The sequence below is a fragment of the Chitinophaga pendula genome (assembly GCF_020386615.1).
GTDB classification, from domain to species: domain Bacteria; phylum Bacteroidota; class Bacteroidia; order Chitinophagales; family Chitinophagaceae; genus Chitinophaga; species Chitinophaga pendula.
In genome coordinates, this window is sequence record NZ_CP077769.1 from 2,287,803 (window position 1) to 2,307,682 (window position 19,880).

Here is a 19,880-nt window from a genome sequence, read left to right on the forward strand (position 1 = left end):
GCACAGGGGATTTTTTATGCCCGCAATACAGCAGCTACTTGATACAAAACAAAAGCCCGTGTATATACACGGGCTTTTGTTTTGTATCGACAGGTTGGATGTTCCTGCCATCTAGTGTTTGATCAGCTTGATCGTTTTAACCGGTTGATTGTCTACCGTGATCTGCAACAGGTAGATGCCGGTACCGATGGTATTATTGATATCCAGGCGTTCGAGATAGATACCACGGCTTCTTGCTCCCAGATCCTTCAGTTGGATCAGGCGGCCGTTCATATCGATCAGTTTCAGCATCACCCGTGCATTATCCTTATGCTGTTGTAGAGATACATTCACGAAGGATTGGAGCGGATTAGGATATACGTTGGTCACCGTCAGTGTCTCTTCCGTCTGTTCTTCCTTTTTCACCTGTACTGGTGTTACACCGGAAGGTTTGGTAGGTGTGACCATCAGCTTGTTATTGTTAAGCTGCTGGGAAGCTACCGGTGCTGCAGGAGGAGCACTCTTATCAGCCGGATAAGCTTTCATTACCATTGCATTGAGATAACCGAAGTTGGACACCACGGAAACCAGTATGCGGATCTCCCCGTTCTCATCGGGTCGTATACGTTCCAGCTGCACCGTGTTCTGGGTATTGTCATTGGCATCCAGGGAAACCATTCTGCCATTGATCGTATAACCTGTTACACGGGTACCACCGGAAGCGCGGCTGCCGAAGAAGGTGAAGGTGTATTCTTTAGATTGATCCAGGCCGGACAAACGCAATTTGGCGGTAAAGCCAAGGTCGAGATAATAAGACTCTGCCATCACGATATCCGGGAACACGCCGGTATTATTACCTGTCTGCGCGCCGGCAGGATTGGCGCCGGAGAAACGTTCGTCAAAGTTCAACACGATGCCGGTAGTATTACCGTTATCGTCTTTGATATTGTCCAGTAGCTGTCCGTCGTAGGGGAGCGCATTGGTGCTGTTCCACGGAGCCGGGGCCGGGTTTACACTGTTGAAGTTGAAGTAAACACCATATGCCATGGTGCCGGCAGCGGCAATATTACTATAGTCAGATGCTTGTGTGCCGGCTACCGCTCTTACCTTGTAGTAGTAAAGAGCGTTATCTGGCAGGTTACCATCCTTGAAAGTGGTGGTATTGGCCGGCAGGGTGCTGATCAGTTTATACGCTCCATCGCGTTGTGTAGCACGATAAAGTTCGAAGCCGGTCTCGTTGCTGGACTTATCTGCCCAGGCGAGCTGGATCGTACTTCTGGCAGCTGCGCTGGCGGTCAGGTTAGCAGGAGACAATGGTATACCGTTGTCTACATAAGACTGTATCACCAGGGTGTTCAGGTAAGCGGCAAATGCACCGGAGGCTTGTTTCAAGGTGAACTCAATGTTGCCGTTGGCATCAGGGCTCAATCCATTGATCTGAACGGTCTTGGTGGTATTGCTGGCGGCATTGAGGGTTACCGACTGTCCACCAGCCTCATAGATGGTGTTACGGTTATCGCTCACAGCCTCGCGGCTGCCGAAGAATACCAGGTTGTATTTGCGGCCGGCAGGTACATTGCTGAGGCGTACACGACGTGGTGTGCTGTTCTGATCATAGAAGAAGGTCTTCATCACATCGTCGGGATATACACCGCTGTTGTTGCCCGTAGTGGCACCTACGTTGTTGGCACCGGAGAAGGAGTCTAACAGCGTAATGCTGATACCGGTAGCCGTATTGCTTTCGTCTTTCAGGTTGGCAATGGAAACACCGGCGTTCGGCCAGGCATTGAAGCTGTTCCAGGGCGCGCCCACGGGCAGCACTTCGTTACAGTTTACATAGATGCTGGTCAGTGTTTTATCGGTCACCAGTACGGTGAATGTCTGTGTGCTGCTGCCGCCTTTATCATCTGCCGCTTTAACGGTGATGGTATAGCTGCCGATGTGTGCGCTGCGCGGCGACAGGGAGATGGAGCCGTTACCGCCACCGTTATCGGTGAAGGTAGCGAAGGAGGGCAATCCGCTTACACTGAGGGTGATAACATCTGCCGGATCATCCGTTGCTTTGATGGCGATCTGCTGTACGGCATCTGTTCTCATACTTACGTTGGTGACGGTGGTCAGCACCGGAGCGATATTCGGTACGGTCACAGCGATGGTGTCACTCCAGGTCGCACCATAGGTGTTCAGGGCTTTTACGGCGTAGAAATAGGTCTTATTGGCACTTACCGCAGCATCTGTGTAGGCGGTGTCATTGGCGTTGGCCGCGGAGGGATTTAACAGGGTATAAGGCCCTGCTTTCTCTGCTGCGCGGTATACTTCGTAAGCATCTTCGTTGTAAGCCTGGTCGTTCCAGCGCAGGCGTATCCCCGTTTGCAGGATACGTGCATTCAGCTGGGTCGGTTTAACAGGAGCCACCTTGTCGTCGTAAGTAGCATTTACAATCATCGCATTGATATATGCGAAGCTGTTGCCCGGCGCAGGGGAGAGGTCGATGGTGATATTACCGCCTGCATCCGGGAATACATTGTTGAGCGAGATAGTATTGCTCTGGTTATTGGTAGCATTCAGTGTTACGCTGGTACCGTTGATGGTATAGGCGCTTACACGGGCATCGGTGATACCGGTACGGCTGCCATAGAAGGTAAAGCTGTATTTGAAATTAGCAGGCAGGTTGGTCAGCCGGAAGGTCTGGGTGTTGTTAGACCACCAGCTGCTCTGCATGACGGCATCCGGATAGAGCCCTACATTCTGCCAGGTACTGTAGCCCTGATTGTTAGTGTTCAATCCGCCATTTACATTCTGCCAGGCTGTCAACACTTTCATGCCAATGCCGCTGTTCTTCCCGTTAGTGTCTTTAAAGTCGGTGAAAACATCATTCAGCGCTGGTTTTTTGTTGGTATTGTTCCAGGGCGCAGTGGAGGGTGTTGCACCGTCGTTGAAGTCAATATATACTTTGAAGTTAGGATCTACTTTCGTTACGCTGAGGGTGAAAGACTTTTCATCTATACCACCTCTGCCGTCGTCTACTTTTACTTTCACATTATAGATACCGAAAGCGCCGTATCCTGGTTGTACGTTGATAGTCGCGTTGTTACCATCCCCTGTCAGGGTAGCAAAAGCGGGCAGGCCGCTGGCGCTCCAGGTCAGCTGATCAGTTGCGTTGGCATCCTGTGCGCTGAGGGTGATCTGTGTCTGGGTCTTTTCTGCCAGCGACACATTCTGGATGCTGCCCAGCACTGGTTGGAAGTTATCATCCACCTTAACGGTGAAGGTGCGGGTAGCTACGCCGTTGTGGCCATCAGCGGCCTTGATCTCGATGTCGGCATAGGTGCCTAGATCGGTAGCACCGGGACTGAAGGTAATAGTACCTGTTCCGTTACCGTTGTCGGTAAAGGCAGCGAATGCCGGGAGTCTGCTGGCTGACAGTGTCAGGGCGTCTCCATCAGCATCGGTAGCAGTGAGTGCAATGACTTTTTGCGTACCGTAACGCATGGTGAAACCGCTGATCTCATTGAGTACAGGTGCAGTGTTGAGTGTCGTTGCATTGACGGCATTGCTATATGTGGACGGGCCGCCGTCATTGCGGGCACGTACTTTATAGTAATAGGTAGTATTAGCCGGCAGCAGCGAGTCGGTATAAGCAGCGGTTGTTGTGCCGTTAGCTGGCACGGTCGTGAGCAGTACATAAGGACTGGTTTCACTGCTGGCGCGGAAGATCTCAAAGTTGGTCGCTGTATTATCACCTGCCCATTGTAAGCCGATCTTGTTAGTGGAAACATCGGTAGTACTTACATTGGCTGGTGCAACAGGAGCATCTGGTACGGCCGGTGTAGTGGCCTGGTTGGCGCTATACTGGAAGGCGGTAACGGGTATTTCCTGTTTGGTGATATTGGGACCGGCATAACGTACGGTGAGAGAATTAGGCGTACCGGCGGCGTAGTAAGCCAGCTGGATGATATGCCGGCCGGCGCTCAGAGTCTTGCTGGCGCTTCTTTCCCCTTGTTGCCAGGTGGTGGTGACCAGTACGTTGCTTTCTGCAAGACCGTCGATATACAGCTTAGCGCCATCGTCAGCACTTACATAGAAGGTATAGGAGCCGGTAGTAGGGATATTGATAGCACCGATATAGCGAACGGCATATTGTGATTCCCGGTTGCGTAATACCAGCGAAAACTTATCTGCCACACCGCTTTTAACAGGCTTCAGGGTGCTGAAGTCGGGGATGGCGGTAAAAGAAGATTGTTCGTAATAGTCATACTGCAGACCGGTGAATTCTGTCATGCTGAAGCCTTTGTCACCGTTGCTGTTGACAGCCTTCACCTTGTAGTGATAGGTGGTTTGTGCAGTTACCAGGCTATCGGTGAAGCTGGTTATATTGGCAGCGGTGCTACCTACAATCTCGTAGTTACCCAGCGGATCGGTGGTACGATATACTTCGAAACCGGTTTCGTTATTGCTGTTATCGGTCCAGCTTACATTGATCTTTTTGTAAGACTGGGCTGTGGCTTTGATACCGGTGGGGATATTAGGTGTGTTGGCAGCGGCTGGTTGTACGCCGGTGAAGAACTCTGAAGGGATCTCCTGGCGATCGGTCACGCCGTTGGCGGTATTTTTCCAGTATATCTTCATATCCTGTCCGCCGCCGGACTGGAAGTAGGTAACGGCAATCGGATAAACGCCTGCTTCCAGGGTGAGGGTACCTTCCTTGTACTGGGCGCTGTGTGCGCCGTCATTATCTACGAGGGCAGTAGCGGATGGGCTGTAGCCGCCGATATACAGTTTGCTGCCATCGTCGGAATAGGTCTCGAAGGTATAGCTGCCAGCTGCAGGGATACGGATGAAACCTTCCCAAAGGAAACCGTAGTTGGTTTCTTTATTACGTAAGGTAATGTCCGGGCGGGCAGTGATGCCTGTTTTAACAGGTGTCAGTTTGCTGAAGTCGGGTAATGTAGACCAGGAGCCTTCATAGTATTTGTAAGTGAATCCGCCACCGTTGCCGGCTACTGCCTGGTTGCTGGCGGGAGATACGTTACCGGCCAGGTCCCTGGCTTTTATAGTAAATACGTTGGTTTGTTTATAATCGAGGCCGTAGGCGGTGAAGGATTGTTTATCACCGCTGATGGTGTAGGCTTTGTCTCCGTTGATATAAATATCATACTGGTATACCCCTACGTCATCCTTGGAGGGGGTCCAGGTGAGCAGGATGGAGTTGGGCGTACTGGTACTGGCTGCTTTGAGGTTGCCCGGTGCAGTAGGCGCTTGTGTATCCGCCTGGGTGCGGGCGGAAGCCTCATTGCTTACCGGCGCTGCACCGTTGTCATTTACCGCTCTGATGATGTAATAGTATACGGTATTGGGATTGAGCCCGGTGCTGGTATAAGTGAGTATGTCAGCGCCTACTTTAGCGACCAGGGTATAGGGGCCACCTGCGCTGGTGGCTCTGTATACTTCGAAGCCAGTCTCATTGACTGTTGGATTGGCTTTATCGCTCCAGTTAAGTGCGATCGCTTCTTTGGAAACGGCCGATGCGATCAGGCTACTGGCCGCATCGGGTGCTGGTGTACCATTGGCAGCCGCTACTTTGAATGGCGCGGAAATGTCACTGGCGCAACCGAATTTCTCTGCCATTTTCACGGCATACTGACCCGGTTGACGGATGGTTACCTGGGCACTGTTGCCGACTACGGCGTTGGTGGCGGTATTGGTCCACTCGTAAGTATAAAAGTTATCGGGAACACTCAGCACAACGGTATCTGCTCCTGCTGGTGTAGGCAGTACAATACTGCTGAGGCCATTGGCGCTGATCGTGGGGCTGACGGTAGGCGCTTTTGCTTTTACCTGCACCGGCGTAGGAGACCACGACGACCATTCGTTGCCACGTTTTATGCGGGCATCGTAGGTGCCGAATTCAGTGGCGGTGATGCTGTTGGTGTTGGCGCCTGGGATCAGCTGACCGTCCTTCCGCCATTCATAACCATCAAAACCGGGCGTAAGTCCCAGAACAGCGCTGACAGTTTCACCCGGACAGAATTCCGCTTTGCCGAATAGTGGCCAGGGATTGGCTTTATTAGCTCGCAGGTAGAAAGGGAACAGGTCCTGTTCCTGGCGTACGGCTGCGAATATCTGGTGGAAATAATTGTCGTATACATTCAGTTTTATGTTGGCGCCCGCATCTTCCATAGCTTTGGCAACATCCCTGGCAATGGTAGGAGGAGGGTTAGGGTCTTTAGCACCCTGGAACCACCAGATGGGCATCCATTTCAGGGTTTCGATCGACTTTTTATAATCAAAACTAGCAGCACTGAGCGGAGTAGTGGCGGCAGCCAGTTTAGGATAGGCAATGGTAAAATTCCATGCCGCCTGTCCGCCTCCGGAGAACCCGGATATCAGCACACGATAAGGATCTACGTTCGCCTGAGGGAATAATACATCAGATATGAAACTTGCTATAATATCATATTGTGAAGGGCCGAAGAAAGAGTTCTGGCTCTGCGGGAACAGCAGAAAGCCATCGAACTTACCCGCGTCTGCGGCATCCATATGCCATTGACCGGCTTCGTTCAGTTGCTTTTCATTATTATATACGGTACCGTATTCCGCGACTGTGTGAAACACTAACAGTAACGGATACTTTTTATTAGGATTACTGGGATCATAACTTTTCGGGAATTTTAGCCGAAAAGGCATGTCCTTATAAATATATGCTTTGAAAGAATTGGTATTCCAACTTACCGTTTTGGTCCTTACCCATTTGCCCACTTGTCCCCACTGTGGCCTTGCAGGAGGAGCAGACGAATTGTATTCTACGATGGGATCATTGGGATCAATTACGTTTTGACCCCATACAGTTGAAAATCCAGCTAATAAAAACAACACTAATAAATAGTAGAGTTTCTTCATATATTCTTATTTGGTAAGTACACAGAACTATTACTGTCGTTTTACAACAACAGTTGAACTGGTTTAGCTGGATAATGGCAAAACTATAACGGTGGCTAGCGAAAGCACCACGCTATAAATAAAGGTTTGCGGAGGATAATGTTGGCAAGGTAGTAATTGATCAGAGCCTCATGCTTGTTGTGCATGACTGTACATGGTATATCCTTGTCCCGAATAATTGGAACAAATGTAGCAATTTTTGGCAGAAGGGGAAGCATGATCTGGTAAATGGCTTGAAATGGCGGGTAAAATGTCGAAAATTCAACATTAACGTTTGGGGAGCGTCATAATTTGTTGGGCAAGAAAAAGCCCCTGGTAGCAGTCTGCTACCAGGGGCTTTTGTATACAATCGTTCATTACTGTTTGATCAGCTTCACTGATTTGACAGGCGTGTTATCGGCAGTTACCTGCAGGATGTAGATACCTGCTTTCACTGCGGAAGGTACATCTAGCCTTTCGTTGTATGCACCCCGGCTTCTGGTGCCTAGGTCTTTTACCAGTACTTGCCTGCCGTTCAGGTCTACCAGGCGAATGATGATTCTTGCACCATCTTTTGGTTGCTGTAAGGCAACATATACAAAGGACTGGAACGGATTCGGATATACGTTCGTTACGGTAATGGTAGCGGTGGTAACCGGTACGTCGATCTTAGCCGGTTGTCCGAATGGTTGCTGCGGTTTGCTGGCGGCGATCTTGTTGTTGGCTACCTTTTGGTTGAGGGACTGTGACGGTGTTTCTGTAACGGTATTCGGATCTCTTGGATATGCCTGGAGTACCATAGCATTGAGGTAACCGAAGTTAGGTACCGCGTACACGTAGAGCAGGAGTTCGCCATTCTGATCGGGGACGATCTTGGTTAGCTGTACGGTGTTGCTGATGTTATCGTTGGCATCCAATGTAACAGCTTTACCATTGATGCGGTAGCCGGTGATCCTGGTACCACCGCTGGCGCGGCTGCCGAAGAAGGTGAATGAATATTCTTTGGAGATATCCAGTCCGGTGAGTTTTACGATGGCAGTGTCTCCGGCTTCTACATAGTAGGACTCGGCCATTACCAGGTCAGGATATACGCCGGTGTTGTTGCCGGTTTGTTTACCTGCCGGGTTGGTACCGGTGAAGGCATCTATCACGCTCAGTTGGATACCGGTGAGGTTGCCGCCATCGTCTACCAGTTGTTTCATGGTCTGTCCGAGGTAGGGGAGTGCGGTAGTACTGTTCCACGGAGCAGGTGCCGGATTTACGGTGTTGAAGTTGAAGTACACGCCATATGCCAGGGTACCGGCGCTGATGGTGTTGCTGAAATCGGATTTAGCGGTACCGGCTACTGCTCTCACTTTGTAGTAATACAAGGTATTTTCCGTGAGGTTATCATGCTGGTAGCTGGTGACGTTGGCCCCTACGGTGGTTACCAGGGAGTAGTCGCTGTTGGCATCGGTGGTGCTCCAGATCTCGAAGCCGGTTTCGTTGCTGGATTTATCTGCCCAGTTGAGTTGAATGCTGTTGCGGGATTTCGCAGCGGCAGTCAGGTTGGATGGCGACAGTGGGAGGCCGTTGTCTACATAGGACTGTATCACGAGGGCATTCAGGTAGGCCGCAAAAGAGCCGGGTGCCTGTTTGATGGTGAAGTCTATGTTGCCGCTGGCGTCAGGGCTGAGACCATTGATCTGAACAGTGTTGGTGGTGTTGCTGGCGGCGTTGAGCGTTACGGCTTGGCCACCTGCTTCGTAGATGGTGTTGCGGTTGTCGCTTACTGCTTCGCGGCTGCCGAAGAATACGAGGTTGTATTTACGACCGGTTGGTACATTGCTCAGGCGGATGCGGCGGGCAGTACCATTCATATCGTAGAAGAAGGTCTTCATCACATCGTCGGGATATACGCCGCTGTTGTTGCCGGTAGAGGTCCCTACATTGTTGGCGCCGGACAGGGGATCGATGAGTGTGATGGTGATGCCGGTGGCGGTGCCGCTTTCGTCTTTCAGGTTGCTGATGGCGATGCCGGCGTTAGGCCATGCGTTGAAGCTGTTCCAGGGGGCACCTACGGGTGTCACTTCGTTACAGTTCACGTATACGGCGGTCACGTTCTTATCTGTGACGCGGAGGGTGAAAGTTTGTGTGCTGGCGTCTCCTTTGTTGTCGGTGGCTTTTACCGTGATGGTATAGCTGCCGATGTTATTGGCGCCAGGGGCGATGTTGAGTACGCCATGTCCGCCGCCATTGTCTGTTAAGGTGATGAAGGCAGGCAGGCCGGTGGCGCTGAGGGTGATGACGTCGGCTGGATCGTCGGTGGCGGTGATCGCTACCTGTTGAGTGGCTTCTGTTTTAATGCTCAGGTTAGGCAGCGCAGCGATGGCAGGAGCGCGGTTAGGTACGGCTACGGTAACGGTATCGCTCCAATTGGCGCCATAGCTGTTCACCGCTTTGAGTGCGTAGTAGTAAGTCACTCCACCATTGATAGCAGCATCTGTGTAGGCAGTATCGGCCGCATTGGCTGCGTTAGGATTGAGGAGAGTGTAAGGGCCGGTTTGTGTGGTGGCGCGATACACTTCATATGCGTTCACGTTGAAGGTCTGCTGATCCCATTTCAGGCGGATGCCGGCAGGGAGGATGCGGGCGGACAGGTTACGTGGTTTGGCGGCGGCCTGCAGGTCGTCGTATTTACCCGAGACGATCAGGGCGTTGATATAAGCGAAACCTGATCCGGCGGCAGGGCTGAGGTTGATGGTCATATTGCCGTCAGCATCAGGCCACAAGTCCTGCAATACTACTGTGTTAGTGGCATTGTTGGCTGCATTCAGGCTTACGGACGCAGTACCTACGGTATAAGTAGCGGTACGGTTGTCACTAACACCAGAACGGCTGCCGAAGAAGGTAAGCTGGTATTTATAACCCGGTTTGAGGCCGGTGAGCTGGAAGTTTTGTGATACGCTGGTCCACCAGCTGCTTTGCATCACTCCATCAGGATAGAGGCCGGTGTTTTGCCAGGTGCTATAGCCCTGGTTGTTGGTGTTCAATCCGCCATTTACATTCTGCCAGGCTGTCAATACTTTGATGCCCATGCCGCTGATGCCGCCTTTGTCGTCTTTGAAATCACTCAGCACATCGTTCAGGGCAGGTTTTTTATTGGTAGCGTTCCAGGGCGCGTAAGATACGGTGCCACCGTCGCTGAAGTCGATATATACTTTATAATCAGACACTACATCCGTTACTGTAATAGTGAACTGTTTAGTGTCTATACCACCTCTGCCGTCATCTACTTTCACGGTTACATTGTATACACCGGCATCTGCATAACCCGGAGCAAGTTGTATGGTGGCTTGGTTACCATTTGTACTTAAAGTAGCAAAGGAAGGCAGACCGGTGGTGCTCCAGGTGAGTACATCGGCGCTGTTGAGGTCATTGGCGGTGATGGTGAGCTGACTGGTTGTTTTCTCTGCCAGGGAGGCGTTGCTAACGGGGCTGATCACCGGTTCGTAGTTATCGTCTACGGTGAGGGTAAAGCTGCGGGTAGCTACGCCATTATGCTGATCGGTCACTTTCACCTGGATGTCGGCGTATATGCCCTGGTCGGTGGCAGCGGGGTTGAAGGTGATGATACCTTTACCGTTGCCCTGATCGGCCAGTGTGGCAAAAGCCGGCAGGTTGACCGTGGAGATCGTCAGTGGCTCTTCATCTGCATCTGTTGCGTTGATGGTCAATTGCCATTGTGTGCCGAAACGCATTTTGCGGTTGGCGATGCTGGCGAGTACCGGTGCGTTGTTAAGGGTGGTGGTATGGGCTTCGTTGGAGAAGGTAGAGATACCACCATCATTTTTCATGCGCACTTTATAGTAGTATACGGCATTGGCAAAGAGCAGGGAATCGGTGAAAGTACCGGTGGCTGCGATGTTGCCAGGCAGGGTAGCCAGCAGGATGTAGTTGTTGTTATTGTTGGAAGAACGGTAGATCTCTGTAGCGGTCTCGTTGTTGGCATTGTCTTTCCATTGCAGGCTGATCTTGTTGCCGGCTACAGGAGTGGCTGCCAGTTCGGACGGCGCTACGGGAGTGATAGGCAGGGGCAGTGTGGTGGCTGTCATCTGCTGGTTACCGTATATGGTGTTCGGAACGGTTGCTTTTATGCCACCCGGGGCGAGGTATCTTACCACCAGTGATTTGCCGCCGGTGCGGTTGAAATAGGTGACGTAGATGGTGTGTTTACCTTCGGTGAGGGTGACTTTGCCGGAGCGTTCTACCGCGCTGCCGGTGTGGTCATTGCTGACTACCAGGTGGGCGTTGTCGAAGCCGTCGATGTACAATTTGCTACCATCGTCGGAGGAGGTGTAGAAGGTGTATTCTCCTGCTTTGGTCAGGTTGATATAGCCGGAGAACTTGAGTGCGAATTTGTCTTCGCGGCTGCGGATGCTCAGGGATATATCTGTTACGTTGCCGCTCTTCACCGGTGTGATGGTGGTGAAGTCGGGCAGTACGGTATAGTCGGTGGCTTCGTAGTAGTCGTAGCGGAGACCATCCTGTTCTGCGAAGTTGAAGCCCTGGTCACCGTATTTATTTACCGCTTTGAGCTTATAGTAATAAGCGGTTTGTGGCGTCAGTGAGCTATCTACATATGATGTTTTGTTGGCGGCGGTGGTGGCGATGATATCGTAAGGGCCGGCGAGGTTAGTGGACCTGTATATTTCGAAGCCGGTTTCGTCCTTACTGTTGTCTACCCAGTTCAGCGTGATCTTATTGTAAGATGTCGGCGTAGCGGTGATATTGCTGGGTAATGCCGGCGGTTGTGCTGGCATGGTAAAGCCTTCGTTGTAGAAGGTGATGGGTATCTCCTGGCGGCTGGTAACACCGGCGGCGGTGTTCTTCCAGAATACCCGCATGTTTTTGGAGCCGGTAGTTTCGAAGTAGGTGATCGCGATAGGGTATACGCCTTCGTTGAGCGTGATGGTACCCTCCTTGTAGGCGGAGCCATGTACGCCATCGTTGTTCACCAGGGCGGTAGCGGTATGGCTGTAGTTGCCGATATACAGCTTGCTGCCGGCATCGGAGTATGTTTCGAAGGTATAGCTACCTGTTTTTGGTATACGGATGAATCCTTCCCAGAGGAATCCGAAGTTACTCTCCTGTGTTCTTACGGCGATATCCGGTTTGTCGGAGTAGCCGGTCATCACGGGGGTGAGCGTATTGAAATCCGGGAGGGAGGTCCAGGAGCCGGTGTAGTATTTATAGCGCAGGCCTTGTAATACGGTAGCCGTGCTTACCTGGTTGCTTGGATTGGATACGTTGCCGGTGATATCCCTGGCTTTTACGGTAAAGGAATATGCCTGTTTGGGGCTGAGACCATACGCGATGTAAGAGGTTTGGTCGCCGGCGACGGTGTATGCTTTTACGCCATTTACATACACATCGTATTTATCGACACCTACATCGTCGGTGGAAGCGTTCCAGGAGAGGTAGATGGCGTTGGCGGTGGAGCGATCTACTTTCAGGTTGCCCGGAGGGGTAGGTGGCTGGCGGTCCAACAGCGTGGTGACAGCGCCTTCGTTGCTCAGGGAGGCGGCGCCATTTGCATTTACGGCGCGTACGACGTAGAAGTATTGTTTACCCGGTGAGAGGTCGTTATCGGTATAAGTGAGGATATCTGCGTTAACGATGGCAGCGAGGGTATAGGGGCCGCCGGCGGTGGTGGCACGATATACTTCGAAGCCGGTTTCGTTGTAGGTAGGATTAGGGCGCTCGTTCCAGTTCAGCTGTACGGATGTTTTAGACAATGCGGTACCCATTACGCTGCTAGCGGCATCGGGCGCCTGGCTACCGTTGGCAGGTACGACGCGGAAGGGAGTGGAGAAGTCGCTGGAGCAACCATATTGTTCGGTTACTTTCACCACGTACTGCCCCGGTTGTCTTACCGTGAGGGTGCGGGTGGTGCTGAGGGTAGCGTTGTCATTTACTTTTTTCCATACATAGGAGGTGTAGCCATCGGGTACTTGCAGTACTACGCTGTCTTTACCTTCCGGTGTAGGGAGTACCACGCTCTGGAGGCCATCGGTGGCGATATCAGGGCTGACGGTGCCACCTTTGGTTTTGATCTGAACGGGGATAGGTGACCATTGGGACCAGAGGGATCCGCTTTTTACGCGGGCATCGTAGGTACCTAGCTCGGTCACATCCAGGGTATTAGTGGTAGCGGTGCTGATGAGTTGTCCATCTTTACGCCATTCGTAGGCATCGAAGCCTGCGGTCAGTCCTAATGTTACTTTTACGGTGTCGTTAGGACAGAATTCGGTGCGGCCGAATAAGGGCCAGGGGTTTGACTTGTAGGCTCTGTTCACAAAGGGAAAGTAGTCGGTTTCGCCCCAGGCGTTGTACCAGATAGCGTGGCCTTTTCCTTCGTATACATTGAGTTTCATATTGGCGCCTGCTGCTTTGGCGGCGGCATATACTTGTTCGGAGATGTTACGCGGCGGGTTGGGATCTACACCGCCCTGGAACCACCAGATGGGGGTGTATTTATAGACGTTGATAGTATCTTTGAGGGAGAGGTTAGCCGAGCTGATAGGGCCGAGGGCGGCTACCAGTTTGGGATAGCGCAGGATGAAGTCCCAGGTGGCATTACCACCGCCGGAGAGACCTTCTACGAAGATCCGGAAGGGGTCTACGTTGATCTGCGGTACGAAAAAGTTGTTGATCAGTTCTGCGATAGCGTCGTAATAGCTATTGCCGAAGTAGCCTGTGAGGTTTTGCGGGTAGAGGAGGAACCCGTCGAAGGTACCGTTGTCGACTTTGCCTTGGTGCAGTTCTCCACCATGGAAGAGCTGGTATTCATTGTCGTATTTGGAGCCCTTTTCACCTATTCCATGGAAGAATATGATAACAGGGTATTTTTTGGTACCTGTAGCGTCGTAATTACGCGGGAATTTCAGCCGGAACTGCATGCCCTTGTAGATGTAACTTTTGTAGGTAGGGGCGCCGGAAGCCCAGTTAAGCCGGCTTGGATTGGCGACTACCCATTTACCTATTTGTCCCCATTGAGGTTCGGTAGGTGGTTTTGCCGAGTTGTAGGGCACGATCGGATCGTTTGGATTGAGTACCGATTGTGCAACAGCAGTGTGTAGGCCTGCCAGGAAAAGCAGAAGAAAGGAGTAGAGTTTTACCATATGTATGCTGAATTGCGTATCTCCGGTGTTTTATAATTAGAATGGTGTTTATACAGGCAGGCGTTACCTCACAGGAAATCCTGTCTGGCATACTGCCAAAGAAGATTTTCATGCTGAAAGGATAGTAAAAAAGCCTGACAGGTATTATAGCTGCTTGACCAGTCTATATCACTTGGTAAACTTTGAGGTTCTTTACAGGAAGATGGTTAGGAAAGATGTCGCTTTGTGTTGGCCCCCTCGTATACTGACGATCAGTGTGGCTGACTGAGCGACTTAGTAATGACATAAAACAAAGCTGATGCAATTTAGAGAATAAAATTGCTTCCCCATATGCAATTTGGTGAACGTATGGAAAAATGCCGGGAAGAGTAAAAAACGGGGTGTGATCGTATACAAGGAAAGTTTAAATAAATTTCTAATAAGTTAACAAAAAAGTAATAGGGGTGCCTCATAAGGATGTCGTGAAAGCGTTATTATTGTAAGCCGGTCTAGCAAAGCCGGTCCCGGACCTATTGTCAACGTAATATATAATATTCTTAAAAGTACTAACCCACGTCACTGTAGCCCATTCCGGAAGATACTGTGGCCATCCTATAGCAAATAAAACTGTTGATCACTATTCACCCAAACTGAAAAACGCTATTACTTATGAAAATCTATTCCATGATCCTGTTAACAGGCATGAGTTGTCTGTTGCTGGCGGCTTGCCAGAAAAAAGAGCAGGAGTTGACCCAACTCCCCGTGTCGGGTAATGTATTATCTGCTTTTTCCAAGATGCCGAAGTACCCGGAGCAAATGATCCGGATACAGGTAAAAAATGCCCCATATGCCTCTATGGACCCTATTGGTGTACGCCAGGCCTTGGATCAGCAGAAGTTGTCCGGTGATCCGGATTTTCCTGGTCGTCCGGGTTCGATTGGTTATGTGAACCCGGTACGCGACAAAGTGTTTGACCTGGATGGAGCTACTTCGTCTTATTCCATCTTCTTCGAATCTAACGAGCATGCGGTATATGATGATTATGCGGACCAGATCTATCCCGGTGCGCTGATCAACGGCAAGTCGGTAGAGACCTTTGAATTCAACCCGGTGATCGGTAATTATACGCCGAAGCCTATAACGGTATCTGTATCGTTGCCGGCACAGCCCAGCGCAGTGGCAGGTACTATTCCGCTACCCTCCCGTACGGCTACGGACAGGCTGGTGAACAACATCCTGTTGGGCGGTTCGGTGCCTAACGGCGGTTTTTCCAAGTATAACCTCAATATAAAAGAGTTCAGTTTTTATGATGAGCTAAAAGAGTTCTTTGCAACCGGTGTCAATACGAACGCGATCTTTTTTAACAAGAGTACGGGCGGTACGCGGGATGTGAAAAAGATCGCCCGTCAGACTGGGCTGATGGCAAAGTTTATCCAGAAGAACTTTACGGTGGATATGGATATTCCAAAAGCGGGTCAACTGTTGGATGCTGCGGATGTGGCGGCGTTGGGGCAGTATTCCCCTTTGTATGTGAGTTCTGTAACCTATGGACGGCTGGGCATTATTGCGGTAGAGTCGAACTATAGTTTTGACAAGTTGAACACGGCTTTCAAGAAAGCCTTTAACATCATTGGCATCAACGGCAGTAATACGTTGACGCAGGAAGAGCTGAACGTCATCAACAGTGCAGATATCAAGGTGTACCTGGTGGGCGGCAACGGCAGTCAGGCGGTGGCTACTATCAATGGTTTTGAGCACTTCAAGAGCTACCTGGGTGGTGGGCAGACCTTTTCAGCGGATGCACCGGGGGTACCTATTACCTTTAGTCTGCGATATCTGAGCGATCATGCGGCTTATAAGGCGAAGTTTGAAATTAACTATGGTAGTATAGACAAGGTATATGCCCGTTTTGAATACCGCAATGTAAGGTTCCTGCCGCCAGTATATAATGACCCTGCTGATGAGATAGGGGAGGGACAGACCAGCTGGAGTAAGACAGCCCGGGTGGGTGATTTGCGGATTGGTTTCTATAGTAATTCGGCCTGTACGCAACCGGTTGCGGCGCGCAATTTCGTTGGGTTTAACGTAGAGCGATCCGAATATTATGTACGTAGTCCGGAAGGCTATTCCTATACTTATCCATTTAACGAGCTACGGAAGAATGAGTTGAAGGGTAACTATATCCTTTTATCGAACGAGTTGTTCCTGTCTTCGGAGGTAGAGTCGTTCAACAACCAGTATCCCGGTAGTACGTTGGTGACGCGTAAGCATACGTATAAGCTGTTGCCCGGAGCGGGATATATCATTGCACCGGAAGTAACGATCCGTTAGATCGATTAGACCACCACATTAAAACGAATAGTGATCAGGAGGAGGCTCCCGGCTGCCGGACAGGTGGCCGGGGGCCTTTGCTATTTGAGCGGGTGACGTTGGTGGTATGGGATATTTTGAGCAGTAGTATTTGCAGGTCCTGGCTGATCAATTTTACGGAGGATTGCAGTTCGTTGAGCATATTGGCGCGGGTGCGGAGATCGTCTTCGTTGTAGCGGCCACCAGGTCCGAAGAAGGGCACACCGGTATCGGGGGCGCCATCTTTTACATAGCCGAAGGTGATCCAGCGCTGGCGGATATTGTGGCTGATGGAGAAGTCCTGGCTGTTGCTGAAATGTTTTTCGTTGAGGATGAACCAGACGGCCTGTGGATAGTTTTGTGCGACTGGGGACTGCAGCCATATATCGCGGAGGAGGTTGCGGGGATGTTGGAAGGTGACTTTGCGGGAGGAGAAGAGGGCCATGACGCCTAGTCCTGCGCTGATGGCGCCACCGCTGATACCTACTACCTTATTGGCCTGGTCGTTGTTGGAGGCCGCGGTGAAGATGCCGGCTATGGCACCTACTGCAATGGAGGAGATGGTGAGCAGGTTGGTGCGCCGGGCTACACGAGCGGAGAGGTAGGTGGCCATCTGGTCGGCCCTTTCGCCTTCGCAATCCAGTTCGGCGGCGACGCTGGATATCTGGGTGGACAGCAGCATCAGTTTTAGCTGTATATGTTGTTGCAGGGCCAGTTGTAGTAATGGTGGTGGTGATCCGGGGAGGCGCTGCAGGCTGTCTAAAGTACGTATAGCGCCGGTGATGCCGGCAGCATGGGCCAGCAGGAGATCTTTCTGTGAGTAATGCCGGTGTAGCAAGGTATCTGTGAGCACGGCGGGATCTGCTGTGTAAGAGAATTGCGGATCTGCCGGGAATGTCTGCGGCGGGTCGCAATAGCCGGATACATAGCGTGATCTGGATACATGCTGTGTGGAAGTGCAGCTGCTGAGCAGGGTCGCTGCTGTGATCAGTAGGGTAATGATACGTGTTGCCATCGGCCATGCAAGTTACACTCTAAACAGCTTTTATGCAGGGATTGTTTTGCCGGCGATACCGGATGAGTCGGTTGTTTTGTCTAAGTGTTGCCTACGTCAGCCGGATAATTTTGTGCCGGAGTAAACAAATAGGATCATGCAAAGTGGTAGGGGGCTCCGATCGGACGACATTAAAAAAGCGACAGCTGGTGCTGCCGCTTTTTTTCGTTTTAAACGCTATCTGCTTATCTACAACTGGTTATTGTTTAAGAGACGCCATGTCTATCACAAAGCGATATTTAACATCGCTTTTCAGGAGTCTTTCGTAGGCTTCGTTGATCTGTTGTATGTTGATCAATTCGATATCGCTTACGATATTATGTTCGGCGCAGAAGTCGAGCATTTCCTGTGTTTCCTTAATGCCACCGATGCCGGAGCCGGCGAGGCTGCGTCTATTGGTGAGGAGGCTGAAAGCGCCTACTGGCAATGGGTGCTCGGGAGCGCCTACCAGTACGAGGTTACCATCCAGTTTGAGGAGGTTGAGATAGGCATTGATATCGTGTTGCGCGGAAACGGTATCCAAGATGAAGTTGAAGCTTCTGGCATGTTGTTTCATCTGCTCTTTGTCGGTGGAGAGGATCACTTCGTGTGCGCCCAGTCTTTTGGCATCTTCTGCTTTGGATGCGGTGGTGGTGATCACTACTACGTGTGCGCCTAGGGCGGCGGCGAATTTAACGCCCATATGGCCGAGGCCACCGATGCCTACGATACCTACTTTCTGTCCGGGGCCTACTTTCCAGTGTCTGAGGGGGGAGTAGGTGGTGATGCCGGCGCAGAGGAGGGGCGCTACGGCAGCGAGGTCGAGATTGGTTGGAACACTGAGTACGTAGGCTTCATCTACGACGATGCTGTCGGAGTATCCACCGTAGGTAACGCCGTTGGTGTGTTTGTCTGGGCCGTTGTAAGTATATACCGGTGAAGGGCAGTATTGTTCCAGGCCTTCCTGGCAGGCTTCGCAGGTACGGCAGGAGTCTACCAGGCAGCCGATGGCGGCCAGGTCACCGGCTTTGAACTTTTTAACATGCTGGCCTACGGCGGTTACACGCCCAACGATCTCATGTCCGGGTACGCAGGGATATACGGTATTATGCCATTCGTTGCGGGCCTGGTGAAGGTCGGAGTGGCATACGCCACAATAAAGTATTTCAATAGCTACATCATGGGGGCCTGGTTCACGACGTTGTATAGTCAATGGGCCCAGTTCAGAGGTAGCAGATTCGGCCGCGTAGGACCTTGCAGGTGATAATGTAATTGTTTGTGAAGCGCTCATACGGAATTCGTTTGGATAGACAAATTTCGGGTACAATCATGCAATGGCACTTATTGAATTGAAACAAATGCTTGTAAAAATCAAATAATCAGGGGCTTTGCGAGGTGATAACTGTAGGAATAACGGTTATTTACCGGATTTGCAGGCGGTAAATAACCGTTATGGTACCGGGCAGGATCAGGCGGTAGTGGGCCAATGTGTGTCGACGGTGGTGCACGCGTTGACAGCTACTACCGCTGTTGTAGGCCAATGGGTATCTACGGTAGTGTTACCATTGGATTCGCGGTAGCCGTTGCGGCCTGCAGCCGTAGCTCTCTGCGAGGGACTTAGGTGTGCGATGATGATTTTTTGGAGGGATAGTTTCCGGTTGGCTTGATGTTGCTCTTTTTTCATAGTACCGGTGTTTTTATAGGTGGAAAAATGTGTGAACCTGCCTAAGATAATGAAGGAGTAGAAATAACGGTAGCATTTTTTATTTTGCGCCCTGTTTTTTTGGTATAAAAATTAACCTATCGTATCGCGGCAGTTTATTGAGAAGTACTGGCAGTCGCAATTTTTCTCACCGGAAGATATTCAGCAATTCAAAGACAACAAAACATTAAATGAAGCATTAGTGACGCACCTGAGAAGGTATGCAGACAGGGATTTTGCGACAGCGTTACTAAAGCGGCTTATTTTGCGGGAGTAGCTGCTAATGTTGCTTATTTAAGAAAAGCGGGGCAAAAGGAGGTGATGGAATATGTGTCAGCGTGTAATGACGGGAAAGATTTTGAGGACTTGGAAAAATATTTTGCAAAGGACGGATTACCTTGGTGGCTAAGGGATCATGAAGATATTTGATGCTACTATGGCTGTGTAAGCGTAGCTGTTATATATAGGCGATACGTTGTTTCGGCATTTTATTTGCTGATGTGGGCGTCAACGCCACGATTGCTTTGAGGTGTAGTGTATTTGATGGATGTGCTCACAGTGATTAGTGAAAGGGGATTATTATATAGTTTTTAACAATAAATTGACAAAACTACATTATCGTTGTAGTTATTTTTGCGCCGTGTTGAATTATCTGAGAAATAGTAATAGATCATTTGTTCCGTTTGTAAGTATCGTTCTTTTAATGTTGCTGGTGCTAAAGACGGGAGGTGTTTTATTTCATCTATTTCCGGAAAAA

Annotated in this window: 6 protein-coding genes; 1 reads left to right on the forward strand and 5 read right to left on the reverse strand. The window is 50.7% G+C overall.

The genetic code is table 11. From position 1 onward, the window contains the following. Window positions 1–111 precede the first annotated feature (111 nt). Entirely contained in the window at window positions 112–6,879 is a 6,768-nt protein-coding gene (locus tag KTO58_RS08500; protein ID WP_225860141.1) for a fibronectin type III domain-containing protein, read from the reverse strand. Between the two features lie 395 nt (window positions 6,880–7,274). Further along, window positions 7,275–14,060 (reverse strand): fibronectin type III domain-containing protein, encoded by a 6,786-nt coding sequence (locus KTO58_RS08505; RefSeq protein ID WP_225860142.1) that lies wholly within the window; start codon window positions 14,058–14,060, stop codon window positions 7,275–7,277. A 648-nt stretch (window positions 14,061–14,708) separates the two neighbouring features. On the opposite strand from KTO58_RS08505, the gene KTO58_RS08510 reads away from it, so the two are divergent. After that, window positions 14,709–16,370 carry a thiol-activated cytolysin family protein gene (locus tag KTO58_RS08510; protein ID WP_095839784.1) on the forward strand — a complete coding sequence of 554 codons (1,662 nt, stop codon included), beginning with the start codon at window positions 14,709–14,711 and terminating at the stop codon, window positions 16,368–16,370. A 34-nt stretch (window positions 16,371–16,404) separates the two neighbouring features. Here the strand turns inward: KTO58_RS08510 and KTO58_RS08515 are convergent, their stop codons facing one another. From KTO58_RS08515 to KTO58_RS08525, 3 genes are all read right to left on the reverse strand, one after another. Then, on the reverse strand, window positions 16,405–17,403 hold the full coding sequence (locus tag KTO58_RS08515) for a hypothetical protein (protein WP_095839783.1): 999 nt from the start codon (window positions 17,401–17,403) through the stop codon (window positions 16,405–16,407). Window positions 17,404–17,641: 238 nt separating this feature from the next. Next, window positions 17,642–18,712 (reverse strand): NAD(P)-dependent alcohol dehydrogenase, encoded by a 1,071-nt coding sequence (locus KTO58_RS08520; RefSeq protein ID WP_095839782.1) that lies wholly within the window; start codon window positions 18,710–18,712, stop codon window positions 17,642–17,644. Between the two features lie 177 nt (window positions 18,713–18,889). After that, the gene (locus KTO58_RS08525; RefSeq protein ID WP_095839781.1) at window positions 18,890–19,105 is read right to left on the reverse strand and encodes a class I lanthipeptide; all 216 of its coding nucleotides are present in this window, start codon (window positions 19,103–19,105) and stop codon (window positions 18,890–18,892) included. Window positions 19,106–19,880 lie beyond the last annotated feature (775 nt).